Origin of the sequence: Tsukamurella spumae (genome assembly GCF_012396015.1) — a bacterium.
Taxonomy (GTDB): Bacteria; Actinomycetota; Actinomycetes; order Mycobacteriales; family Mycobacteriaceae; genus Tsukamurella; species Tsukamurella spumae.
Genome location: NZ_JAAXOQ010000046.1, coordinates 1 through 18,464 on the forward strand (window position 1 = coordinate 1; position 18,464 = coordinate 18,464).

18 protein-coding genes and 3 pseudogenes are annotated in these 18,464 nt (G+C 67.5%); 3 read left to right on the forward strand and 18 right to left on the reverse strand.

Annotation, left to right across the window (positions count from 1 at the left end; all coding sequences use genetic code 11):
• Positions 1-120: 120 nt before the first annotated feature.
• Positions 121-324 (forward strand): annotated as a pseudogene (locus HF999_RS23250) (IS3 family transposase); the annotation flags it as partial.
• 11 nt (positions 325-335) lie between these two features.
• Here the strand turns inward: HF999_RS23250 and HF999_RS21030 are convergent.
• The 4 genes from HF999_RS21030 to HF999_RS21045 all read right to left on the reverse strand — a co-directional run bounded on the left by HF999_RS21030 (position 336) and on the right by HF999_RS21045 (position 3,695).
• Positions 336-1,619: a hypothetical protein gene (locus HF999_RS21030; RefSeq protein WP_210734029.1), complete on the reverse strand. Its 1,284-nt coding sequence runs from the start codon at positions 1,617-1,619 to the stop codon at positions 336-338.
• The gene (locus HF999_RS21035) at positions 1,616-1,864 is read right to left on the reverse strand and encodes a hypothetical protein (protein WP_015779967.1); all 249 of its coding nucleotides are present in this window, start codon (positions 1,862-1,864) and stop codon (positions 1,616-1,618) included. The genes HF999_RS21030 and HF999_RS21035 overlap by 4 nt, the downstream gene beginning before the upstream one ends.
• On the reverse strand, positions 1,864-2,076 hold the full coding sequence (locus HF999_RS21040) for a hypothetical protein (RefSeq protein WP_015779966.1): 213 nt from the start codon (positions 2,074-2,076) through the stop codon (positions 1,864-1,866). The genes HF999_RS21035 and HF999_RS21040 overlap by 1 nt, the downstream gene beginning before the upstream one ends.
• 182 nt (positions 2,077-2,258) lie before the next feature.
• Positions 2,259-3,695: a recombinase family protein gene (locus HF999_RS21045; protein ID WP_168547752.1), complete on the reverse strand. Its 1,437-nt coding sequence runs from the start codon at positions 3,693-3,695 to the stop codon at positions 2,259-2,261.
• A 35-nt stretch (positions 3,696-3,730) separates the two neighbouring features.
• On the opposite strand from HF999_RS21045, the pseudogene HF999_RS21050 reads away from it, so the two are divergent.
• Positions 3,731-4,510: pseudogene (locus tag HF999_RS21050) on the forward strand (LLM class flavin-dependent oxidoreductase); the annotation flags it as partial.
• 43 nt (positions 4,511-4,553) lie between these two features.
• Here the strand turns inward: HF999_RS21050 and HF999_RS21055 are convergent.
• The 14 genes and pseudogenes from HF999_RS21055 to gnd form a co-directional block, all read right to left on the reverse strand.
• Complete coding sequence (locus HF999_RS21055; RefSeq protein WP_168547753.1) at positions 4,554-5,129, reverse strand: GNAT family N-acetyltransferase; 576 nt, start codon at positions 5,127-5,129, stop codon at positions 4,554-4,556.
• Positions 5,130-5,144: 15 nt separating this feature from the next.
• On the reverse strand, positions 5,145-6,326 hold the full coding sequence (gene nicT / locus HF999_RS21060; RefSeq protein ID WP_210734030.1) for a Nickel transporter NicT: 1,182 nt from the start codon (positions 6,324-6,326) through the stop codon (positions 5,145-5,147).
• Positions 6,287-7,123, reverse strand: coding sequence for an urease accessory protein UreD (locus HF999_RS21065; RefSeq protein WP_168547754.1), 837 nt, complete (start codon positions 7,121-7,123; stop codon positions 6,287-6,289). Before HF999_RS21065 ends, nicT begins: the two co-directional genes overlap by 40 nt.
• The gene (gene ureG, locus HF999_RS21070) at positions 7,120-7,731 is read right to left on the reverse strand and encodes an urease accessory protein UreG (protein WP_168547755.1); all 612 of its coding nucleotides are present in this window, start codon (positions 7,729-7,731) and stop codon (positions 7,120-7,122) included. Before ureG ends, HF999_RS21065 begins: the two co-directional genes overlap by 4 nt.
• An 11-nt stretch (positions 7,732-7,742) precedes the next feature.
• The gene (locus tag HF999_RS21075; RefSeq protein WP_210734031.1) at positions 7,743-8,438 is read right to left on the reverse strand and encodes an urease accessory protein UreF; all 696 of its coding nucleotides are present in this window, start codon (positions 8,436-8,438) and stop codon (positions 7,743-7,745) included.
• Positions 8,435-8,920 (reverse strand): urease accessory protein UreE, encoded by a 486-nt coding sequence (ureE, locus tag HF999_RS21080; protein ID WP_168547756.1) that lies wholly within the window; start codon positions 8,918-8,920, stop codon positions 8,435-8,437. The genes HF999_RS21075 and ureE overlap by 4 nt, the downstream gene beginning before the upstream one ends.
• A gap of 10 nt (positions 8,921-8,930) precedes the next feature.
• Positions 8,931-10,658: an urease subunit alpha gene (gene ureC / locus HF999_RS21085; RefSeq protein ID WP_168547757.1), complete on the reverse strand. Its 1,728-nt coding sequence runs from the start codon at positions 10,656-10,658 to the stop codon at positions 8,931-8,933.
• The gene (locus tag HF999_RS21090) at positions 10,655-11,008 is read right to left on the reverse strand and encodes an urease subunit beta (protein WP_168547758.1); all 354 of its coding nucleotides are present in this window, start codon (positions 11,006-11,008) and stop codon (positions 10,655-10,657) included. The genes ureC and HF999_RS21090 overlap by 4 nt, the downstream gene beginning before the upstream one ends.
• Before the next feature lie 7 nt (positions 11,009-11,015).
• Complete coding sequence (locus HF999_RS21095; protein ID WP_168547759.1) at positions 11,016-11,318, reverse strand: urease subunit gamma; 303 nt, start codon at positions 11,316-11,318, stop codon at positions 11,016-11,018.
• Between the two features lie 74 nt (positions 11,319-11,392).
• Positions 11,393-13,615, reverse strand: a complete 2,223-nt coding sequence (locus HF999_RS21100) for a heavy metal translocating P-type ATPase (protein ID WP_168547760.1) — start codon at positions 13,613-13,615, stop codon at positions 11,393-11,395.
• Positions 13,615-13,896 carry a DUF1490 family protein gene (locus HF999_RS21105; RefSeq protein WP_168547761.1) on the reverse strand — a complete coding sequence of 94 codons (282 nt, stop codon included), beginning with the start codon at positions 13,894-13,896 and terminating at the stop codon, positions 13,615-13,617. The genes HF999_RS21100 and HF999_RS21105 overlap by 1 nt, the downstream gene beginning before the upstream one ends.
• Before the next feature lie 124 nt (positions 13,897-14,020).
• A pseudogene (locus HF999_RS23195) lies at positions 14,021-14,179 on the reverse strand (allophanate hydrolase-related protein); the annotation flags it as partial.
• Between the two features lie 316 nt (positions 14,180-14,495).
• Complete coding sequence (locus HF999_RS21115; RefSeq protein WP_210734032.1) at positions 14,496-15,173, reverse strand: class I SAM-dependent methyltransferase; 678 nt, start codon at positions 15,171-15,173, stop codon at positions 14,496-14,498.
• Between the two features lie 45 nt (positions 15,174-15,218).
• Positions 15,219-16,661, reverse strand: a complete 1,443-nt coding sequence (gene gnd, locus HF999_RS21120) for an NADP-dependent phosphogluconate dehydrogenase (protein WP_168547763.1) — start codon at positions 16,659-16,661, stop codon at positions 15,219-15,221.
• A 242-nt stretch (positions 16,662-16,903) separates the two neighbouring features.
• Between gnd and HF999_RS21125 the strand changes: the two genes are divergently transcribed.
• Entirely contained in the window at positions 16,904-18,436 is a 1,533-nt protein-coding gene (locus tag HF999_RS21125; RefSeq protein ID WP_168547764.1) for a TIR domain-containing protein, read from the forward strand.
• Positions 18,437-18,464 lie beyond the last annotated feature (28 nt).

Sequence of the window (18,464 nt, forward strand, 5' to 3'; positions counted from 1 at the left end):
CACCAACTGGAAGCAGGCCATCGCGCAGTTGTCGGTGGCCTACCCGGAACGCATCAACCAGCACCTCTAAGCATGGCTAACAGAATTCAGGAACGACGGACTTACACAGAAAACTTGACAAGCTCGGCGATGGAATCGTTCTTCGCGCTCCTCCAGAAGAACGTCCTCAACCGGCAACACTGGGCAACCCGCGAGCAGCTGCGGATCGCGATCGTCACCTGGATCGAACGGACTTACCACCGCCGGCGCCGACAAGCACGTCTCGGCCGGTTTACGCCCATCGAATACGAGACCATCATCAACACAGCCGCGTCAGCGGCATGACACCGTAACTGTCACCTATCGGTGCAGCAGTCCCGATCCTTACCCGTGCCGCCCTCGCCGAACACGTAGAAGTTCATGACCGACTCCGGCGCGTCCTGGTACGCGAGGTAGTCGCCGCGCAGCTTCTGGAAGTGCGCGAGGTTGCCCTTCGCGAAGTAGATCGCGGGCTCCTGGTCGCGGACCTGCTTGAGCGTCAGCGTCCCCTGGCCCACGGCCTGGAAGAGCTTGCTGAGCTTCGCCCCAGTACCGCCTTCGGCGACGTCGTGTCGGGTAGCCATGTGGGCGTCCAGTGAAGCGCTGAAGTCGAAGTTCGCGACTACCCGGCCGCGCCCGTACTGGTACTTTCCAGGCTGCCCCTGCTGCGACTTGTCGACCAGATAGTGGCGATCTGGATGATGAATGCCGACGATGCCCGATGCGCCCCGCGTCTCGTGGCAGAGGTACTCGCAGAGGTCGTAGAACGCCTTCTCCGCCGCGCCACGGCCAGCGTTCTTCTCGATCTCGTCGACCTCATTAGGCACCCGCACCCGTGGCGACGGAACGGTGAGCGCGTCGGACACCGTTCGGACCGTGGGACGCGGCCCATCAATGTCCTTGAACCACAGAACGATGTGGACGTGCAAGCCCTTGAGCCCGCAGCAGACCATCTCGGTCGTGCCCTCGTCGACCTCCACGAGACGATCGCTGTCGTGCCAGATGTAGGCCCACCTGTACAGACGATCAGCGAGTGCCGCGAGACCTTCGTCGAGCTGTTCCTGAGTGAAGATCACCTCGCCCGTCTCCGGGTGCTGGTGATACTGCATCACACTGATCACCCGCGAAACCTTGCGAGCACGCTTCTTCTGATCGGCGCTCTCTGAGGCTTTCACCGAAGCGAAGAACGCCTTTGCCTCGGCGATCTGAGCGGGCGTGGACTCTACGACGAACGGCGCGACGTCATCGCTGGGATCGGCTCCCGGCACGTCCAGCTCGGCGAAGTCCACGCTTGCAACCGAGGTAGGCGCCGATGCATCCGTTTCCGAAACGGATGCGCGGCCACCCAAGGAGGGCCGCGCATGCTGATCGGCGTTAATTCCCTGGTCAGAGCTGGGATCGACGGTCGCCTCGGAGTCGTCGGGGTCGGTCTGTGCAGCCGTATAGCCGTTTCCTGCGAAATCGTCCTCGACGGTGAGAACCGGGTTCTCACCGCTCGGAACGGCACCGGGCAGCCCGCCTGCGGCGGGTGCCAGGTCAGGCCCTCCGGGCGGGGTCAGGTCGGCGGGGACGATGGTGATGGTGCGGTCGGCGGTGCTCATCGGGCACCGCCCTTGCGGTAGCGCTTGATCGCGGCCTGGTGCGTGACGCCGAGGGCATCGCCGATCTTGGCCCAGGTCACCCCATCGGCGCGGGCATCGGCGACGGCGATCTCGACGGCCTCCTCCAGCACGGAGCGGAGCACTCCAAGGTCGTAGACACGGGCCTCGGAGTCGGTGAGGGAGGGGTCGCCCAGACGCCAGCGGAACGCGTTGACGTGATCGAAAGCAGCGGAGTTGGCGCTCATCAGCGATCACCGCCCATCACGGCGGCGACGGCGGCGCGCTGGCGCGGGGTCAGTGGCGTGAGTGCCAGGCGCTCACCGGCCCGGCGACCGGCGGCACGGGCGGCGGCGATGACGGGATCGAACCCATCAGCCTGCGAAACGGGGGTCGGGTCCTGGTCGAGCCCAGGATGGTCCAGCGCAAATGCGCGGGGAGCGTCGATAACGACAGACATCGGAAGTCCTCAAACATGAGTGTGCTTCCGGTTCCCCGCCACGGTAGTTGGGCTGTTTGACCGGCGACTCATCCGGGAGTAGTACCGCCAGCTTCAAAGTCTGGCCCCCGGTGGGATCTTCTTGTCTGCAACCATTCTCCCATGACTCGACTCACCAGTCCACTGACGAGTCGACTCGCGTGTCAGTCGCGACGCGGCTCTATTCGAATGAGGTCGGGGTCGAACTTCACGTGGCCGGGAGCGATGGGCTCGATGGTCACCGTCACCAGCTCGTCCACGAGCATCCGGCGACGGTCCACGTCCAACGCCCTCCACTTCGACTCGACGACCTCTCGGCGCTCCGCGGTACCGACCGGCTCGTCCACGTCCGCGAGCAGCTTCGCCGCCACCGACACCGAGCGGTCGAGTATCTCCGCGTCGATCTGGTCGATGCGGGCCTTTCCGCCCCTGATCGCCTCCGTGATCTCCAGGACGGGCTGGCGCACGTCCAGCAGCAGCGGGCTCAGCTCCTTGACGCGCTCGACCAGAGCGTTCCGCTCGGTCAGCAGCGCCTCGCGGTCCGGCCCGTCGTCCTCCTGCGGCATCACGAGGTCGTGCACGTCCACCGACGACAGGCGGGTGAGCACCGCCTCGGTGACCATCGCATCGACGGGCTCGCGCTGGCGGGTGAGGTGGAACTGCTCGCCGCAGCGGTACGTCGGCTGCTTGCGGCTGTTGGTCCCCGAGACGAGCGTCGCGCCGCACTTCCCGCACAGGCCAATCGTGGACAGGAGGTACTTCGGCTGGTTGCCCTGCCTCGCCGACCTCCGCACGTTGTCCTCCAGCTTTGCCACCGCGGCCCGCCACGTCTGCTCGCCAACGATGGGCGGGAACGCGTCGCCCTGCACCGGGTACAGCTCGCCCGAGGCGTAGTGCTTGATGTAGCCAGCGTAGAGCGGGTTCGCCAGCAGGTACCGCACGGCATCGACGGAGAACGCCGACCCGCGCGCGGTCAGATGACCGGCGCTGTTCAGGTCCTCGCGGATGCGACGGATCGACAGCGACGGCTCGCCGAGGAACGCATCGAAGGCCCGCCGTACGGCGTCGGCCTCCGCCTCGATCAGCTCACCCTCCCTCGTCCAGCCGAACGCCTTCCAGGAGGACGCCGGGATGCCCTCGGCGCGGCGGCGCTCGTTCGACCTGATCTGACGCTCCGCCTTGCGGCGCGCCTCGAACCGCGCGAGAGCGGCGAGCATCGTCGCCCGGAACTCGCCGTCCGCCGTCGAGAGGTCGATCTCGCCGTCCACGGTGACGACGCGCAGGCCGAGGTCGATCAGCGTGTTCAGGTCCTTCGTGCTGCGCAGGAGGCGGTCCATGTCCACGGCGACGACCATCGAGAACCTGCCCGCGCGGGCGTCGTCCAGCATCTCGGCCCACCGGGTGCCAGCGCGGCGCTTCTTCGTCGCCGACACAGCGTTGTCGTCGTAGACCTCGACGACCTCCCAGTCCTTGGCCTCGGCGAGAGCCCTGATCTTCCGCAACTGGGTCTCGACCGTCCACCGGTCGCCCTTGCGATCCATCGAGGCGCGGACGTACGCGGCGACCTCGTTCGTCTTCCTCAGCGATACCAGTTCAACCATGCAACCAAGCTTACGTGAACGAGTGTTGCAACCGCGATATAAGCTATGAGAACCCGCTGTACATGGCCGAGGACGCGGGCGCCGCCGACCTCATCGCCGGCGAGCGACTGCAGCTCGGCGTGAGTCGCGGATCACCGGAGCAGGTGATCGAGGGCTACAAGTACTTCGGCTACCAGCCCGGCGAGGGCAAGACGGACGCCGACATGGGGCGCGAGCACACCGAGGTGCTGCTCAAGGTTCTCGAGGGCGGCGGCTTCGCGCAGCCGAACCCCCGCCCGATGTTCCCGAACCCGCCGGGATTGCTTCGGGTGGAACCGCATTCGCCGACGCTGCGGGACCGGATCTGGTGGGGTGCCGCATCGGACGCGACCGCGGAGTGGGCGGCGAAGCTGGGCATGAACCTCATGAGTTCGACGCTGAAGACCGACGAGTCGGGCGAGCCCTTCCACGTGCAGCAGGCGAAGCAGATTCGGAGGTTCCGCGAGGCCTGGGCCGAGGCGGGGCACGATCACGAGCCGCGGGTCTCGGTGAGCCGCAGCATCATGCCGCTGATCGACGACGAGAGCCGCGCCTACTTCGGGCACGAGGGTAAGAGCCGCGATCAGTTCGGCAACATCGACTCCTCCCGCGCGGTGTTCGGTCGCACCTACGCCGCCGAGCCGGACGAGCTCGTCGAGCAGCTCCGCGACGACGAGGGCATCGCCGAGTCCGACACCGTCCTGGTCACGGTGCCCAATCAGCTGGGCGTGGAGTACAACACCCGCCTGCTGGAGTCGCTGGTCAAGGACGTGGCCCCGGCCCTCGGTTGGAAGTGACGACTACTGGCCGAGACCGCGCAGGCGCGGGCCGGCGTCCGACTCAGGTCGTGTGCCGCATGAGTACCCGGGTGAAGCCGTTCAGCACGGACGTCGTGTCCACGACGTACTCGAAGCCCGCCCGTTCGAACAGGGCGCGGGTACCGACGTAGGCCATGGTCAGATCGACCTTCGCGCCCTTGTTGTCAACGGGGTACGCCTCCACCACGCTCGCACCGTTCGCGCGGGCGAACTCGACTGCCCCGGCGACGAGTTCGTGACTGATGCCCTGCTTGCGGTGGCCGGGCCGCACTCGCACGCACCACAGCGACCACGGATCCACGTGATCGTCGACGTGCGGGATGCGGCGGTTCGTCGCGAAGCTCGTGTCCGCCCGCGGGTGGATGGCGGCCCAGCCGACGGGTTCAGCACCGTCGTAAGCGAGGACTCCCGGCGGCGGGTCCTCCGCGCAGAGGCCACGGACCCGATCGAATCGCTGGGGCCCGCGTAGGGCCTGATTCTCCGTGGACCCGATCCGGTACGACAGGCAGAAGCAGTTGCTGGACGTCTGTTTCTTGGGGCCGAGCACGGCCGCTACGTCCTCGAACACGCTCGCCGGCCGCACCTCGATTCCGCTCATGCGGCCCACGCTAACTCAGCGCGCGGTCCAGCGGTCCTCGATCCGCCCGTAGCGCCAGATCAGGAGCGCCGCGGCCCACACCGCGACGAACAATCCCACGATGACGAAGCCCGCGTAGTCCAGGTCGATCGACGCCACCCAGCCGAGCGGCCCGGACTCGACGTGCGTCCGCTCGGCGAGCACGCCCAGTAGTTCGACGGTGCCGATCGCCAGCGCCACGGCGACGGACAGCGACGTGATCGTGATGTTGTAGTACACCTTCCGCACCGGCTTGGCGAAGGCCCACCCGTATGCGGCGTTCATGAACACCCCGTCGATGGTGTCCAGCAGCGACATTCCCGCGGCGAAGAGCACCGGCAGCACCAGGATGCAGTAGAAGGGCAGCGTGAACGCCGCCATGCCGCCGGCGAGTACCAGCAGGCCCACCTCGGTGGCGGTGTCGAAGCCGAGGCCGAAGAGCACGCCGACCGGATAGATGTGCCAGGGCCTGCGGACGGAGCCGGACACCCCGCGCAGCAGCCGGCTCATGAGTCCGCGCCGGTTGAGCCGGTCCTCGAGCTCGGCCTCGTCGTACCGGCCGGTCCGCATGTCGCGGAACACCCGCACGATGCCGACGAGCACCACGAGGTTGATGATGCCGAGGATCCAGAGGAAGACCCCGGACACCGAGGTGCCGATCAGGCCGAGCACGGTCTGCATCGTCGAGTTCTCGTCCTCCACCGGGCCGACGAGCGCGCGCACGCCGAGGGCCAGCAGCGCGGCGAGCCCGAAGACGACCGTCGAGTGCCCCAGTGAGAACCAGAAGCCCACCGACAGCGGCCGTCTCGGGTTCCGCTCCCCCGCCGCGATCCGTGTCTCCCGATCGGCGAGGAGCTTGCGGGTGGTGTTGTCGATCGCGGCGATGTGGTCGGCGTCGAACGCGTGCCGAAGGCCGAAGGTGTAGGCCAGCAGGCCGATTCCGATGGTGAACTCACCGCCGTCGCCGATGCGGAAGTGCCCCGGCGCGATCAGCAGTATCAGCGCGCCGAAGCCCACCACATGGAGGGCGATCACCGTGGCGGTCATGCCGAACAGCGATCGCCGGTCGCCGGACCCGAGGGCGGCCCACGCCGCGCGTAGACGGTGCGCTGTGCTCGAGTTCGTCACGGATTCCACCTTCAGTACTTTCGCAGGTTCAGCGGCGCCTGCCCGGTCCATCGGGACCGCAGCAGGGCGATGACGGCGTCGAACAGTCGCGTGAGCTCGGCGGTGTCGTCACCGAGACAGCGCAGCACGAACCCGGGTCCGGCGAGCGCGGTGAGTCCGCTGCGCACCGCATCGACGGTTTCGGTGAGCGCGTGCACCTCGTCGAGCAGGGCCTCGTCGACGCGCGGGTCCACCGCGGTCAGCGATCCGACGTGGGTTCGCCCGTCGAGGAATCCGATCCCGGACGGGTCCGCGCGGCCCGGCTCGATGAGCAGGTTGTCCACCGCGAGCAGCGTGCCGCCGCGGTGGATCTCGGTGCGCATGCGCAGCTCGTCGTAGCGGAACCGCGCACCGTCGGGCGACCATCCGGGGGTGACGATCTCGGCCAGGACGAGCGACGCGGACGCGTCGAGCTCGACGGTGCAGGTCTGCCGGTAGGTCGCCTCGCGGTAGAGGATCAGCGCGTCGGGCACGTACTCGAGCGCGCTGTCCGGGCCCAGCCGGATCCGCAGGTGCTGGGCCGCGGCACCGTCGGGCGTGCGGTAGACCTTGGTCGCCGATTGCGTGGTGACCACGGCGTGAGCGCCGGCCTCGAGGTCGATGTCGATCGCGTAGGTGTCGCCGCGCAGGCAGCCGCCGCCGGGGTTCACCAGGTGGTAGGTGACCTGCCCGGAGTCGTCGAGGTACAGGGGGCGCAGGGTCTGCAGGGTGCCCGCGTGCCGCTGCCGCACGGCGACGGTGCGCGGCCCGCGCGGCGCGAGGGTGAGAGCCAACTCGCCGGTGAGAGCCCGCGCGACAACACCGTTCATGCGAGGTCGAGCATGAGGACGTCCCGGCGGATCCACTCCAACACGCCGTCGAGCCCCTCGTCGGTCTTGAGGTTGGTCATGCAGAACGGACGCTCGCCGCGGAACACCTTGGAGTCGGCGGCCATGACCGACAGGTCCGCCCCGACATAGGGCGCGAGGTCGGTCTTGTTGATGACGAACAGGTCCGACTTGATCATGCCCTGCCCGGCCTTGCGCGGGATCTCCTCGCCCTGCGCCACGTCGATGAGGTAGATCGAGAAGTCCACCAGCTCGGGACTGAAGGTGGCGGAGAGGTTGTCGCCGCCGCTCTCGATGAACACGATCTGCAGGTCGGGGTGCGCGGCCACGAGGCGCGACACCGCGGCCTCGTTCATCGACGTGTCCTCGCGGATCGCGGTGTGCGGGCACCCGCCCGTCTCGATGCCGACGATGCGGTCGCCGGGCAGCACGCTGTTGCGCGCCAGGATCTTCGCGTCCTCGGTGGTGTAGATGTCATTGGTGATCGCCGCCATCGACACCTCGCCGTCGAGGTGGCGGGTGATGCGCTCCACCAGCTGCGTCTTACCCGCCCCGACGGGGCCGCCGACACCGATCCGGATCGTCGTCATGCAATCTCCTCCTAGCTCATGAACATCCGCGCGCGCTGGCGCCGATGCCGCATCTGGGCGATCTCGAGCCCGGGCGACGCGGAGCCCAGGTCGTGTTCGGTCAGGGTCAGGGCGGTGGCGACCCCGTCGGCCACCACGTCGTACATCGCCCGCTGCACCCGTTGGCCCGCCGTCTGGCCGATCGGGATGGCGCGCACGGCGTTCTGGGTCAGCGAGGTGACGGCGGCGAACAGGTGCGCCTCGATCGCGGTCGTCACGGGCGCGTCGACCGCGTGCGCGAGCAGCGCGAACGCGATCGCGGGGTGCCCGTGGCAGCGGCCCGCGTCCAGCTCGGCGAGGTAGGCGTCCAGGTGGGACTGCGGGGCGACGACGGTGCCGACCTCTGCGGTGCGCCGGCCGATCGTGGCCGCCGCGGTGCGGACCTGCTCCGGCAGCGTCAGCGCCGCGAGCAGCCGGTCGAGCCGCCACACGCCGTCGAGGTCGTCGCGGCGCAGCGCCTCGTACGCGAGCCGGATCGCGGCACCGTCGGCGTACGTGAGCTGCCGGGAGACGTACGCGCGCAACCACGCCGTGAAGCTCGCCTCGTCGTCGATCGTGCCGTCCGCGAGGTAGGCCTCCATCCCGAAGGAGTGACTGAACGCTCCGGTCGGCAGGGCGGAGTCACTGAGCTGCAGCAGCGGCAGGAGATAGCTCGGGGCGGCCGTCAATGCGTGTGTTCCGCGTGCCGGAAGGGTGTGGGCAGCACCCGTTCCTGGCGGGTGAAGGGCACGCCGTGGTGCGTGAGGTAGTCCTCGACTGTGTGGTCGTACTGCACCACCATCACCTCGGCGCCGTACTCGGAGTCGGCGTCGAAGAACTGGGCCTGGAGATGACGGTTGCCGAGTCCGTGTGCGGTGCGGCCCATCTCGGCGATGGTGCGCGGCGCGATCACCAGTACGTCGGTGGAGAGCACCCGCACCGCGATGATGTTCGCGGCGTCGCGGTGCAGGATGTCGCCGTCGCGCAGGTCGCCCTCGGGGCCGGCGGGTGCGGCCAGGCGCAGGCCGATCTCCCGATCGTGGTCGGTGCGCACGCGCTGGATCCGCTTGACCAGGTCCGCACCGGCGAGCGGCACCCGCTCGACGTGCACGCCGTCGAGGTCGGACGGGGCCAGGTCGGCGAGATTCCCGCTGATGGTCTCGATGATCACGTTTCGCCTCTCAGAACAGGAAGTAGCGCTGCGTCATGGGCAGGGTCGATGAGGGCTCGGACCGGACGGGGGCACCGTCGACGGTGACGACGTAGGTCTCGGGGTCGACGGTGATGTCGGGCGTCGCGCCGTTGTGCGGCAGGTCCTGCTTGCGGAGTGTCCGGATGCCCCGGACGGGCAGTGTGCGCTTGCGCAGCCCGAGTTCCGCCGCCACGCCGGACTCCGCCGCGGCGGTGGAGAGGAAGGTGATCGCGGCGTCGTGCACCGCCCTGCCCATCGACCCGAACTGCGGGCGCATGGTGCGCGGCTGCGGCGTGGGGATCGACGCGTTCGCGTCGCCCATGAGTGCCGTCGCGATCTGGCCGCCCTTGAGCACCAGATCGGGCTTGACCCCGAAGAAGGCGGGCTGCCACAGCACCAGATCGGCGAACTTGCCCTCCTCCACGCTACCCACGTAGTCGGCGATACCCTGCGCGAGAGCCGGATTGATCGTGTACTTCGCGACATAGCGCTTGATCCGCGCGTTGTCCCCGCCGTCGGGATCGTCGTCCAGGGGGCCGCGCTGCCGCTTCATGGAGTCGGCGAGCTGCCAGGTGCGGGTGATCACCTCGCCGACGCGACCCATCGCCTGCGAGTCGGAGGACGTGATGGAGATGATGCCCATGTCGTGCAGCACCCCCTCGGCCGCAATGGTTTCGGGCCGGATGCGGGAGTCGGCGAAGGCCACGTCCTCGGGGATGTCGGCGTTGAGGTGGTGGCACACCATGAGCATGTCGAGGTGCTCGACGATGGTGTTCGTCGTGAACGGGAGCGTCGGATTGGTCGACGCCGGAAGCACGTTCGGGTGTCCGGCGATGGCGATGATGTCGGGGGCGTGGCCGCCACCCGCGCCCTCGGTGTGGAAGGTGTGGATCACCCGGCCGTCGATCGCGGCGACGGTGTCCTCCAGGAAGCCGCACTCGTTGAGGGTGTCCGTGTGGATCGCGACCTGCACGTCGTACTCGTCGGCGACCGTCAGCGAGTTGTCGATGGAGGCGGTGGTCGAGCCCCAGTCCTCGTGCACCTTGAGACCGATGGCGCCGGCCCGGATCTGTTCGGCGAGCGGCTCGGTCGCGCCCGCGTGCCCCTTGCCGAGGAGCCCGATGTTCATCGGCACGTCGTCGAGGGCCTGCAGCATGCGCGCGATGTGCCAGGGCCCGGGCGTCACGGTGGTGGCGTTGGTGCCCGCTGCGGGGCCGGTGCCGCCGCCGATCATGGTGGTGACGCCGGAGTTGAGGGCGGTGTCGATCTGCTGCGCGCTGATGAAGTGGATGTGCGTGTCGATGCCGCCGGCAGTGAGGATGCGTCCCTCCCCCGCGATGATCTCCGTCGCGGCGCCGATGGTGATGCTCACCCCGTCGGAGATCTGCGGATTGCCGGCCTTCCCGATCTTCAGGATGTGCCCGTCGCGCAGCGCCACATCGGCCTTGACTATGCCCGTGTGGTCGATGATCAGCGCGTTGGTGATGACGGTGTCCGGGATCGGCCCGGTCGTCTCCGAGCCCTCGCGGGTGAGCACGCCGTTCTCACCCATGCCGTCGCGGATCACCTTGCCGCCACCGAAGACCACCTCCTCGCCGTACACCGTGAGGTCGCGCTCGACGACGGCGAACAGCTCGGTGTCGGCGAGGCGCACGGCGTCGCCCACGGTGGGGCCGTACAGATCCGAGTACTCGCGCCGGCTCAGTTCGAAACTCATCGTGCTCCCCCGTTCCCGGGCACGGTGGGCGCACCGTCGGACGTCTCGAGCGGGCCGTTGACGAGGTTGGCGAGCCCGTGGACCTCGCGGGTCCCCGCGAGGGCGACCAGGCGCACCGTCTTGCCGTCGCCCGGTTCGAACCGCACGGCGGTCCCGGAGGGGATGTCCAGACGGTGTCCGTACGCGGCGGTGCGGTCGAAGTCCAGGGCCGCGTTCGCCTCGGCGAAGTGGAAGTGCGAGCCGACCTGGATCGGCCGGTCGCCGGTGTTGACGACGCGGACGGTGCGCGTGGACCGGCCGGCATTGCCGGTGATCGGCGCGGCGGCGAGGCGGAATTCTCCGGGGATCATTGCGCGCCTATCGGATCGGGTGGTGGACGGTGACGAGCTTGGTGCCGTCGGGGAAGGTGGCTTCGACCTGGACGTCGTGGATCATCTCGGCGACGCCGTCCATCACGTCCTCGCGCGAGAGGATCGTGGCGCCGTAGGCCATGAGATCGGCGACGCTGCGGCCGTCGCGTGCGCCCTCGACGAGCTCGTACGTGATGATCGCGATGGCCTCGGGGTAGTTCAGCTTGAGGCCGCGGGACTGGCGGCGGCGCGCCAGGTCCGCGGCGACCACGATGAGCAGTTTGTCCCGCTCGCGAGGGAGGAGGTGCATGGAAAACATGCAAATCCCTTGGCCCCGTGGCAGTCAAGCCAGATCGTCAGGCGCAACAGGGTGGAAACATGAAGTTAACGTTCCTGGCCCCACTCGTCCTGACAGGGCGCGGCGGCCCGGGGACTCGACGGGTGCCCGGCGGGGTCGTCGAGCCGGTATCGGATCAGCCTGGAGCTGTTGAGCACCACCGCGACCGAGGAGGCGTTGTGCAGGATCGCGGCCAGGACGGGCGACAGCGCGCCGCCCGCACCGACGAGCAGACCGACCGAGTTGACCGCGATCGACATGCCGTAGTTCTGCCGGATCACGTCGACCGCTCTCCTGCCCAGATCCACGACGTCGAGCACGTTGCGCAGGTCGTCCCCGGCGAGCGCGATGTCCGCGGTCTCGACCGCCACGTCGGTCCCCGCGAGTCCCATCGCGATCCCCACGTCCGCCGCCGCGAGCGCCGGCGCGTCGTTGACCCCGTCGCCGACCATCGCGACCACATGGCCCTCGGCCTGCAATGCTCGAACCTCGGCCAGCTTGTCCTCGGGCATCACTTCCGCACGCCATCGGGTGATGCCGAGCTCGGCGGCGATCGCGGCCGCTGTCGCCGGATGGTCGCCCGTCAGCATGACGACGGTGTCGATGCCCGCGGCGGTGACGGCGGCGAGAGTCTCGGCCGCCTCCGGCCTGACCTCGTCGCGCAGGCTGACTAGGCCGACGAGGGCACCGTCCACCGCGAGGAGCAACGGCGTCTCGCACTCGGCACGGAGCCGGTCGACCCACCGTGCCGCGTCGACGCCCACGGCCACGCCGTGCCGCTCGAGCAGTGCCGGGCTCCCCAGCAGGAGAACGCGGCCGTCGTCGGCCTGGGTCCGCATGCCCAGGCCGACGATGACCTCGCACTCCGCGTGGCTGGGAATCTCGATGTGGCGCTCCTCGGTGGAGCGGATGACGGCCTCCGCCAGCGGATGCCGTGAGTGGATCTCGGAGCTGGCCGCGTGCGCGAGCACCTGCTCCGGGCTCCAGTCGTCGCGGAACGAGACCACGTTGGTCACCACCGGGCGTCCCGTGGTCAACGTGCCGGTCTTGTCGAAGACCACCGCGGTGACCGAGCCCGCGGCCTCGAGGTGCGAGCCGCCCTTGATGAGGATGCCGCGTCGCGCACCGTTGCCGATGGCGCCGCTGATCGCCGTCGGCGTCGACAGGCCCACGGCGCAGGGGCAGGCGATGAGCAGCATCGTCATCGCGCGCCGCAGATCCCGGGTCAGGAGAAGGGTGAGTCCGGACAGGAGGAACGACCCGGGGACGAAGCTGCGGGAGAAGTTGTCCCCGACGGTCTGGATCGGTGCCCGATACCGCTCCGCCTCCTCGACCCTCTCGATGATCCGGCCGATCGCGGTATCGGCCCCGACTGCCGTGGCGCGCACGACGAGGCGGCCGGAGACCACCACCGCTCCCGCATGGACGGTCGCGCCCGGTTCGATGGTGACGGGAAGCGTCTCCCCGGTGAGCGCGGCCTGATCGACCACGGCGAGCCCGTCGACCACGACGCCGTCCACCGGCACCGCCACGTGATCGTGAACGATGACGATGTCGCCGACATCGAGTGCGTCGATCGGGACCTGCACCTCGGCACCGTCCGCGAGCCGCAACCATGCCGAATCGGTGTTGCCGCGCAGCAGGTCCGAGATCGCGCGCCGGGTGCGGCGCAGCGTGAGTTCCTGGAGGAACTCGCCGATGTTGAGCAGCCACAGCACCGTGAGGGCGACGACGTTCTCACGCAGGAGGAGGCTTGCGAGCGTGGCGGCCGTGACGAGCGCGTCCGTGCCGGCGCGTCCCCCGCGCAACGACCGCAGGGCCCCTCGCAGGAACGGGTAGCCAGTGAAGACGGTGATCGCGGTCGCCGCGGTACGCGTCCCGGGGCCGAGCAGCGGCGGACGGCGGAAGCCGTAGCGGCGTAGGCCGAGGAGCACCAGGGCTGCGGCGCCGAGGCCCATCCGGAGCAGGTCCGCGTTGGTCACGTCCGCCGAGTGCGGTGCGTGTCGAGCGACCAGTGAGGCGTCGGCGGCGAGCCCCGCCGCTGCGGCCTCGGCGACACGCGCGAGATCGACATCGCTGCGATGCCAGACCACGAGGGAGCCGGTGTGACTGTACGCATGCGCCGCCCGCACGCCGGGGATCGCCAGCACGGCGTCCTCGACCGCGATTCTGCGCTGCGCGTTCGTGCCGACGAGGTCATCGAGCACCCACCGCACCCGGCCGGCGGCCTGCGAGACAACACGCCCCGCGGGCTCGGACAGCACCGTCATCAGTGATCGTGGTCGTGTGCGGCGCCGGTCGCCGGTGGGGTCGACTCCTCGCCGACTCGCTCCTTGGCCTCGGCCAGGATGTCCGCCGCGTTCAGGCGCACGTTCTCGGCGACCTCCTCCGCCTTACGGCTGCCCTTGAGCCCCAGTGCCGTTGCGGCGACCGCGCCCTCGCGCAGCGGCGCCTTGGCAAAGGCCTTCTTGGCCGCCTCGTACGCCGCCGCACCGACGAGCCCGGTCACGAGCGCGGAGCCCGCTTTGAGGAACAGTGCCTGAACTGCCATCGGATCGTCCCTTCGTCAGCGACCCTCGCCGCTTATCGACTATCGTTGCCAACAGCGTACGCGTCGGGGCGGGCAGACGGGTGAGTAAGGTCCCCAGCGCGGCGGGCGCGAGTCGCCGGAGTTCGCCGCGAACGCCGCGGCGGTGGTCGCTGTCGTGAACCAGGCCGGGCTTGGGCGGCATCGTCGCCGGCTCCACCAAACGGTACTGCGGCACGGTCCGGATCTCCCCCGCCCAGTACGCGCCGAGCGAGGTCAGCTCGTACTCGAGCGGCTGGCCGCGCATCCTCGCGCGCACCTTCCGCTCCGCCTCGTCGAGGCGGTGATCGGACTGCGTTCGGACGGCACCGTCGGGCCCGAGGATCCGCAGCGGAACCCCCAGACGGTGGTCGCGATCTGCGCCGGCATCGCGAAGGTCGTGCGGTGATGGACGTGCGGTGATGGACGTGCGGTGATGGACGTGCGGTGATGGACGTGCGCGTGCTGGATCGGGCTGAGCCCGCCGATCGTGCTGTTCACCGCAGGCGTCCTCGACGGACTGCGCTGCGGCGGCACCGCACCGTCGACCGCACGGCGCGACGCCGGACCGGCGTGTCCCCGCGTCAGCCGAGATGCGCGAGCAGCAGGAACGCCTGGACCGCCACGCGTCCCTTCTCGTCGACATCATCGGGCCCCGCCGGGAATCCCGAACTGACGGGAGGGAGATTGGCGTGAATGTGGGCGGGCCGGATCTCATCGATCTCCCAGTACTTCGAGACCACACTCCGCAGCTCATCCTCGGTCACCGCGGCAGGCCCGGGGCCGCCGCCAGGTACACCGGCGACGTCGAAGACGAGCGCGAAGTACGACGCTCCCGGGGCCGCGGCGCGCACAATCGAGCGCTGGTAGTCGTCCCGCGCCTCGACCGGCAGCGAGTGGTACAGCGTGCTGTCGATGACGGTGCCGAACCGGCCGTCGTATCCGGTGAACGAGGTGATGTCGGCGACCTCGAACGTGGCATTCTCGACGCCCTGCCGCGCAGCCTCGGCCCGCGCCAGGTCGATCGCGGTCGGCGAGTTGTCGAGGCCGACGGTGGTGTAACCGTTCCGCGCGAGCTCCAGTGACACGGCGCCCTCGCCGCAGCCCGCATCCAGGACCTCGCCGTGGACGCGGCCCTCGCGGATCAAAGCGGCCAGCTCGGGCTGGGTCTCGCCGATGCTCCACGGAGGCCTTGCGCCGCCGAACATCTCCGCCTCGCCTCGGTACGCGTCCTCGAACATCGAGCCATCCGATTCAGTCATGACTCAGGCTAACTAATGCTCGTGGAGTGCGTCAATACTTCGAGGTCAGTCCGTCTTGACCTCGCTGCGGTCGCCGGACCACAGGGTGTGGAAGGTGCCCGGCTTATCGACGCGCTTGTAGGTGTGCGCGCCGAAGAAGTCGCGCTGGCCCTGGACCAGGGCGGCCGGCAGCCGGTCGACGTTGAGCGAATCGAAGTAGCTCAGCGCCGTCGCGAAGCCCGGGACCGGGACGCCGGCCTGGGTGGCGGTGATGACGACGCGGCGCCACGCCTCCTCACCGTCGCGGATGGCCTGCGCGAAGTACGGGGCCTCGAGCAGGGTCGCGAGGTTCGGGTTGGTCTCGTAGGCATCGGCGAGCACGTTGAGGAACTGCGCGCGGATGATGCAGCCGCCGCGCCAGATCTTCGCGACCGCGCCCTTGTCGATGTTCCAGCCGTACTTCTCGGCGCCGGCGATGATCGCGTCGAAGCCCTGGGCGTAGGCGACGATCTTGGACGCGTAGAGGGCCTTCGCGACGTCGTCGACGAAGGAATCGTCGACCCGCGGCGCCGTGGGGCGCTCGATCCCGAGCGCGCGAACCGCGTCGCGCTGGTTGCGCTTGGAGGAGACGGCGCGACCGAAGACGGCCTCGGCGACGCCGCCGACCGGCACGCCCAGGTCGAGGGCGGTCTGGACAGTCCAGACGCCGGTGCCCTTGCTGCCGGCCTGGTCGGTGACGATGTCGACGAAGGGCTTGCCGGTCTCCGCGTCGACGTGCTTGAGGATGTCGATCGTGATCTCGATGAGGTAGCTGTTGAGCGGCCCCCGGTTCCACGTGGCGAAGATCTCCGAGATCTGCGCGGGCGTGTAGCCGGCGACGTTGCGCAGCAGGTCGTAGGCCTCGCCGATGAGCTCCATGTCGGCGTACTCGATGCCGTTGTGGATCATCTTGACGAAGTGGCCGGCGCCGTCGGTGCCCACGTGGGTCACGCAGGCCTCCCCCTCCGCGACCGCGGCGATCGACGCGAGGATCGGGCCGAGGGTCTCGTAGGACTCCGCGGTGCCGCCGGGCATGATCGACGGGCCCTTGAGCGCGCCCTCCTCGCCGCCGGAGATGCCGGCGCCGACGAAGTGGATGCCCGTCGGCGCGATCTTCGCCTCGCGGGCGATGGTGTCGTGGAAGTTCGCGTTGCCGCCGTCGACGATGATGTCGCCCGGCTCGAACCGCTCCTTGAGCTGCTCGATCACCGCGTCCGTACCCGCACCCGCCTGCACCATGATGATCGCGGTGCGCGGCTTGGCCAGGCTCGCGACGAACTCGTCGATGGTGTCGCTGGCAACGAAGTTCGCCTCGGGGTGATTCTTGGCGACCTCGTGCGTCTTCTCCGGCGAGCGGTTGTAGATCGCGACGGTGTTGCCCTCACGGGAGGCCAGGTTGCGGGCCAGGTTGGAGCCCATCACCGCCATCCCCACCACACCGATGTTCGCCTTGGCGTCGTTGCTGCTCATCGCTTATTCGTCCCTCTTCCTCATGGTGGTTCGCACTCGGCCCCTACGTTACGTCCCCATGCCCGACGGTGCCCCCACCTCCCTCACACGAACCAGAACGTTCGTAACCGACAATCCAAGCCCGCAATTCTACATTCGGTCTCAGTGTTCCAGTTCGCGTACCCTTCATCAACATTGTGAACGCTTCTTTAAGATGAATGATTCTTGTCCATCGACGCTCGCACGCCTGTATCCTGGTTCGCATGGGACTGCCCGTCGAAGACGTGTTCAAAGTGTCCGGAATTCCGACGCATACTTTTGTATACCCATCAGCATCAGCCAGATTAAAGGTCGCACTGAGAACTCCTGGCCGTGGAGTAATCATTGAAGGCCCATCCGGAATTGGAAAATCAACGGCGGTTACCAAGTCGCTCGAAGACCTCGGAATGAACTCGCGAGTTACACTGCTCAGCGCACGCAAACCAGGCGATGTTGAGTACATTACGTTCCTTCCAGAGATCAAATCCGTTGGCACAGTTGTGATTGACGACTTTCATCGACTATCGGACAGCACGAAGCTTCTGATTGGCGACCTACTGAAAGTCACAGCAGATGCTGAAGACGCCGATCGCAAGCTTATAATTATCGGAATTAATGAAGCGGGACGGGCTTTGATTGATTCCGCACAGGATCTGGCAAACCGCGTCGAGGTGATCCGATTCGAGACCGAGCCCGCCAGTAAGATCAATGAGCTGATCAACAATGGGGAGAGTGCACTAAACGCCACGCTCGCTGCAAAGGACCTAATTGTCGAGAACTCTGGCGGAAGTTTTTACATCGCTCAACTTCTCTGCTTTAATGCTTGCCTCGAGGCGGAGTTCACCGAGTCTGTCGAAATATCCAAATCAATCGACACCACCTACTCGGCAGTCCGAAGGAAGGTAATAGAACGTCAGCGAGACAAATTTGGAGCATCGGTGCGGGCATTCGCTCGCGGCACCAAATTTCGCCCTGGCGGGCGCGCGCCATACCTTCACATCCTACGCTGGCTCGCTGAATCCGAATCATGGAGCATCAACATTCCCGACGAGATGCGTCGCCATCCAGCCGAGAAAGTAAGCGTTGGTGTCGTTCACGACCGAGGCTACCTAGCGTCACTTTGCGACGACTCAGAAATCGCCAAGCTACTCCACTTCGACTCGGACACCAACATCCTGTCCGTGGAAGACCCCATGCTCGTATACTATCTGCGCTCTATAAATTGGGGCGAGTTCGTCAAAGAAGTCGGGTTCACCAAGGTCGAGTACTCAGAAGAGTACGACGTGGCTCTAACGTTCGCAGGCGAGGATCGAAAGTATGCGGAGCACCTTCGCGACGCTCTTGAAGATCTCGGACACGTCGTATTTTATGACTTCGCTGAACAGCATCGAATTATCGGACAGGATGTAGAGAAATATCTCGGCCCAATATATCGATCAAACTCGCGCTATGTCGTGGCGATACTCGGCGAGATGTACGGCCGAAAGCGCTGGACCCTATTCGAGAATGACCAGTATAAGGATCGCTACGAGAAAGGTGAGGTACTTCCAATCTGGTCAGCGAAGGTTGCACCCACCGCAACAGATCCAGTGCGCAGTATCGGTTCCCTCGATTACGATCCGGACGGCGACCTTGCGCAGCAGGCACACACTCATGCTGGCTCTTCGAAGTTGAGCGGGCAAACTTGCTTAGCAGTGGAATTGCTGGATGCTGGCCCGCTGGGCGCGGGTGCAGTGGAATCGTATCCTGCGGCGTGAGTTTTCGGTGTTGCGGAAGCCGCAGGCG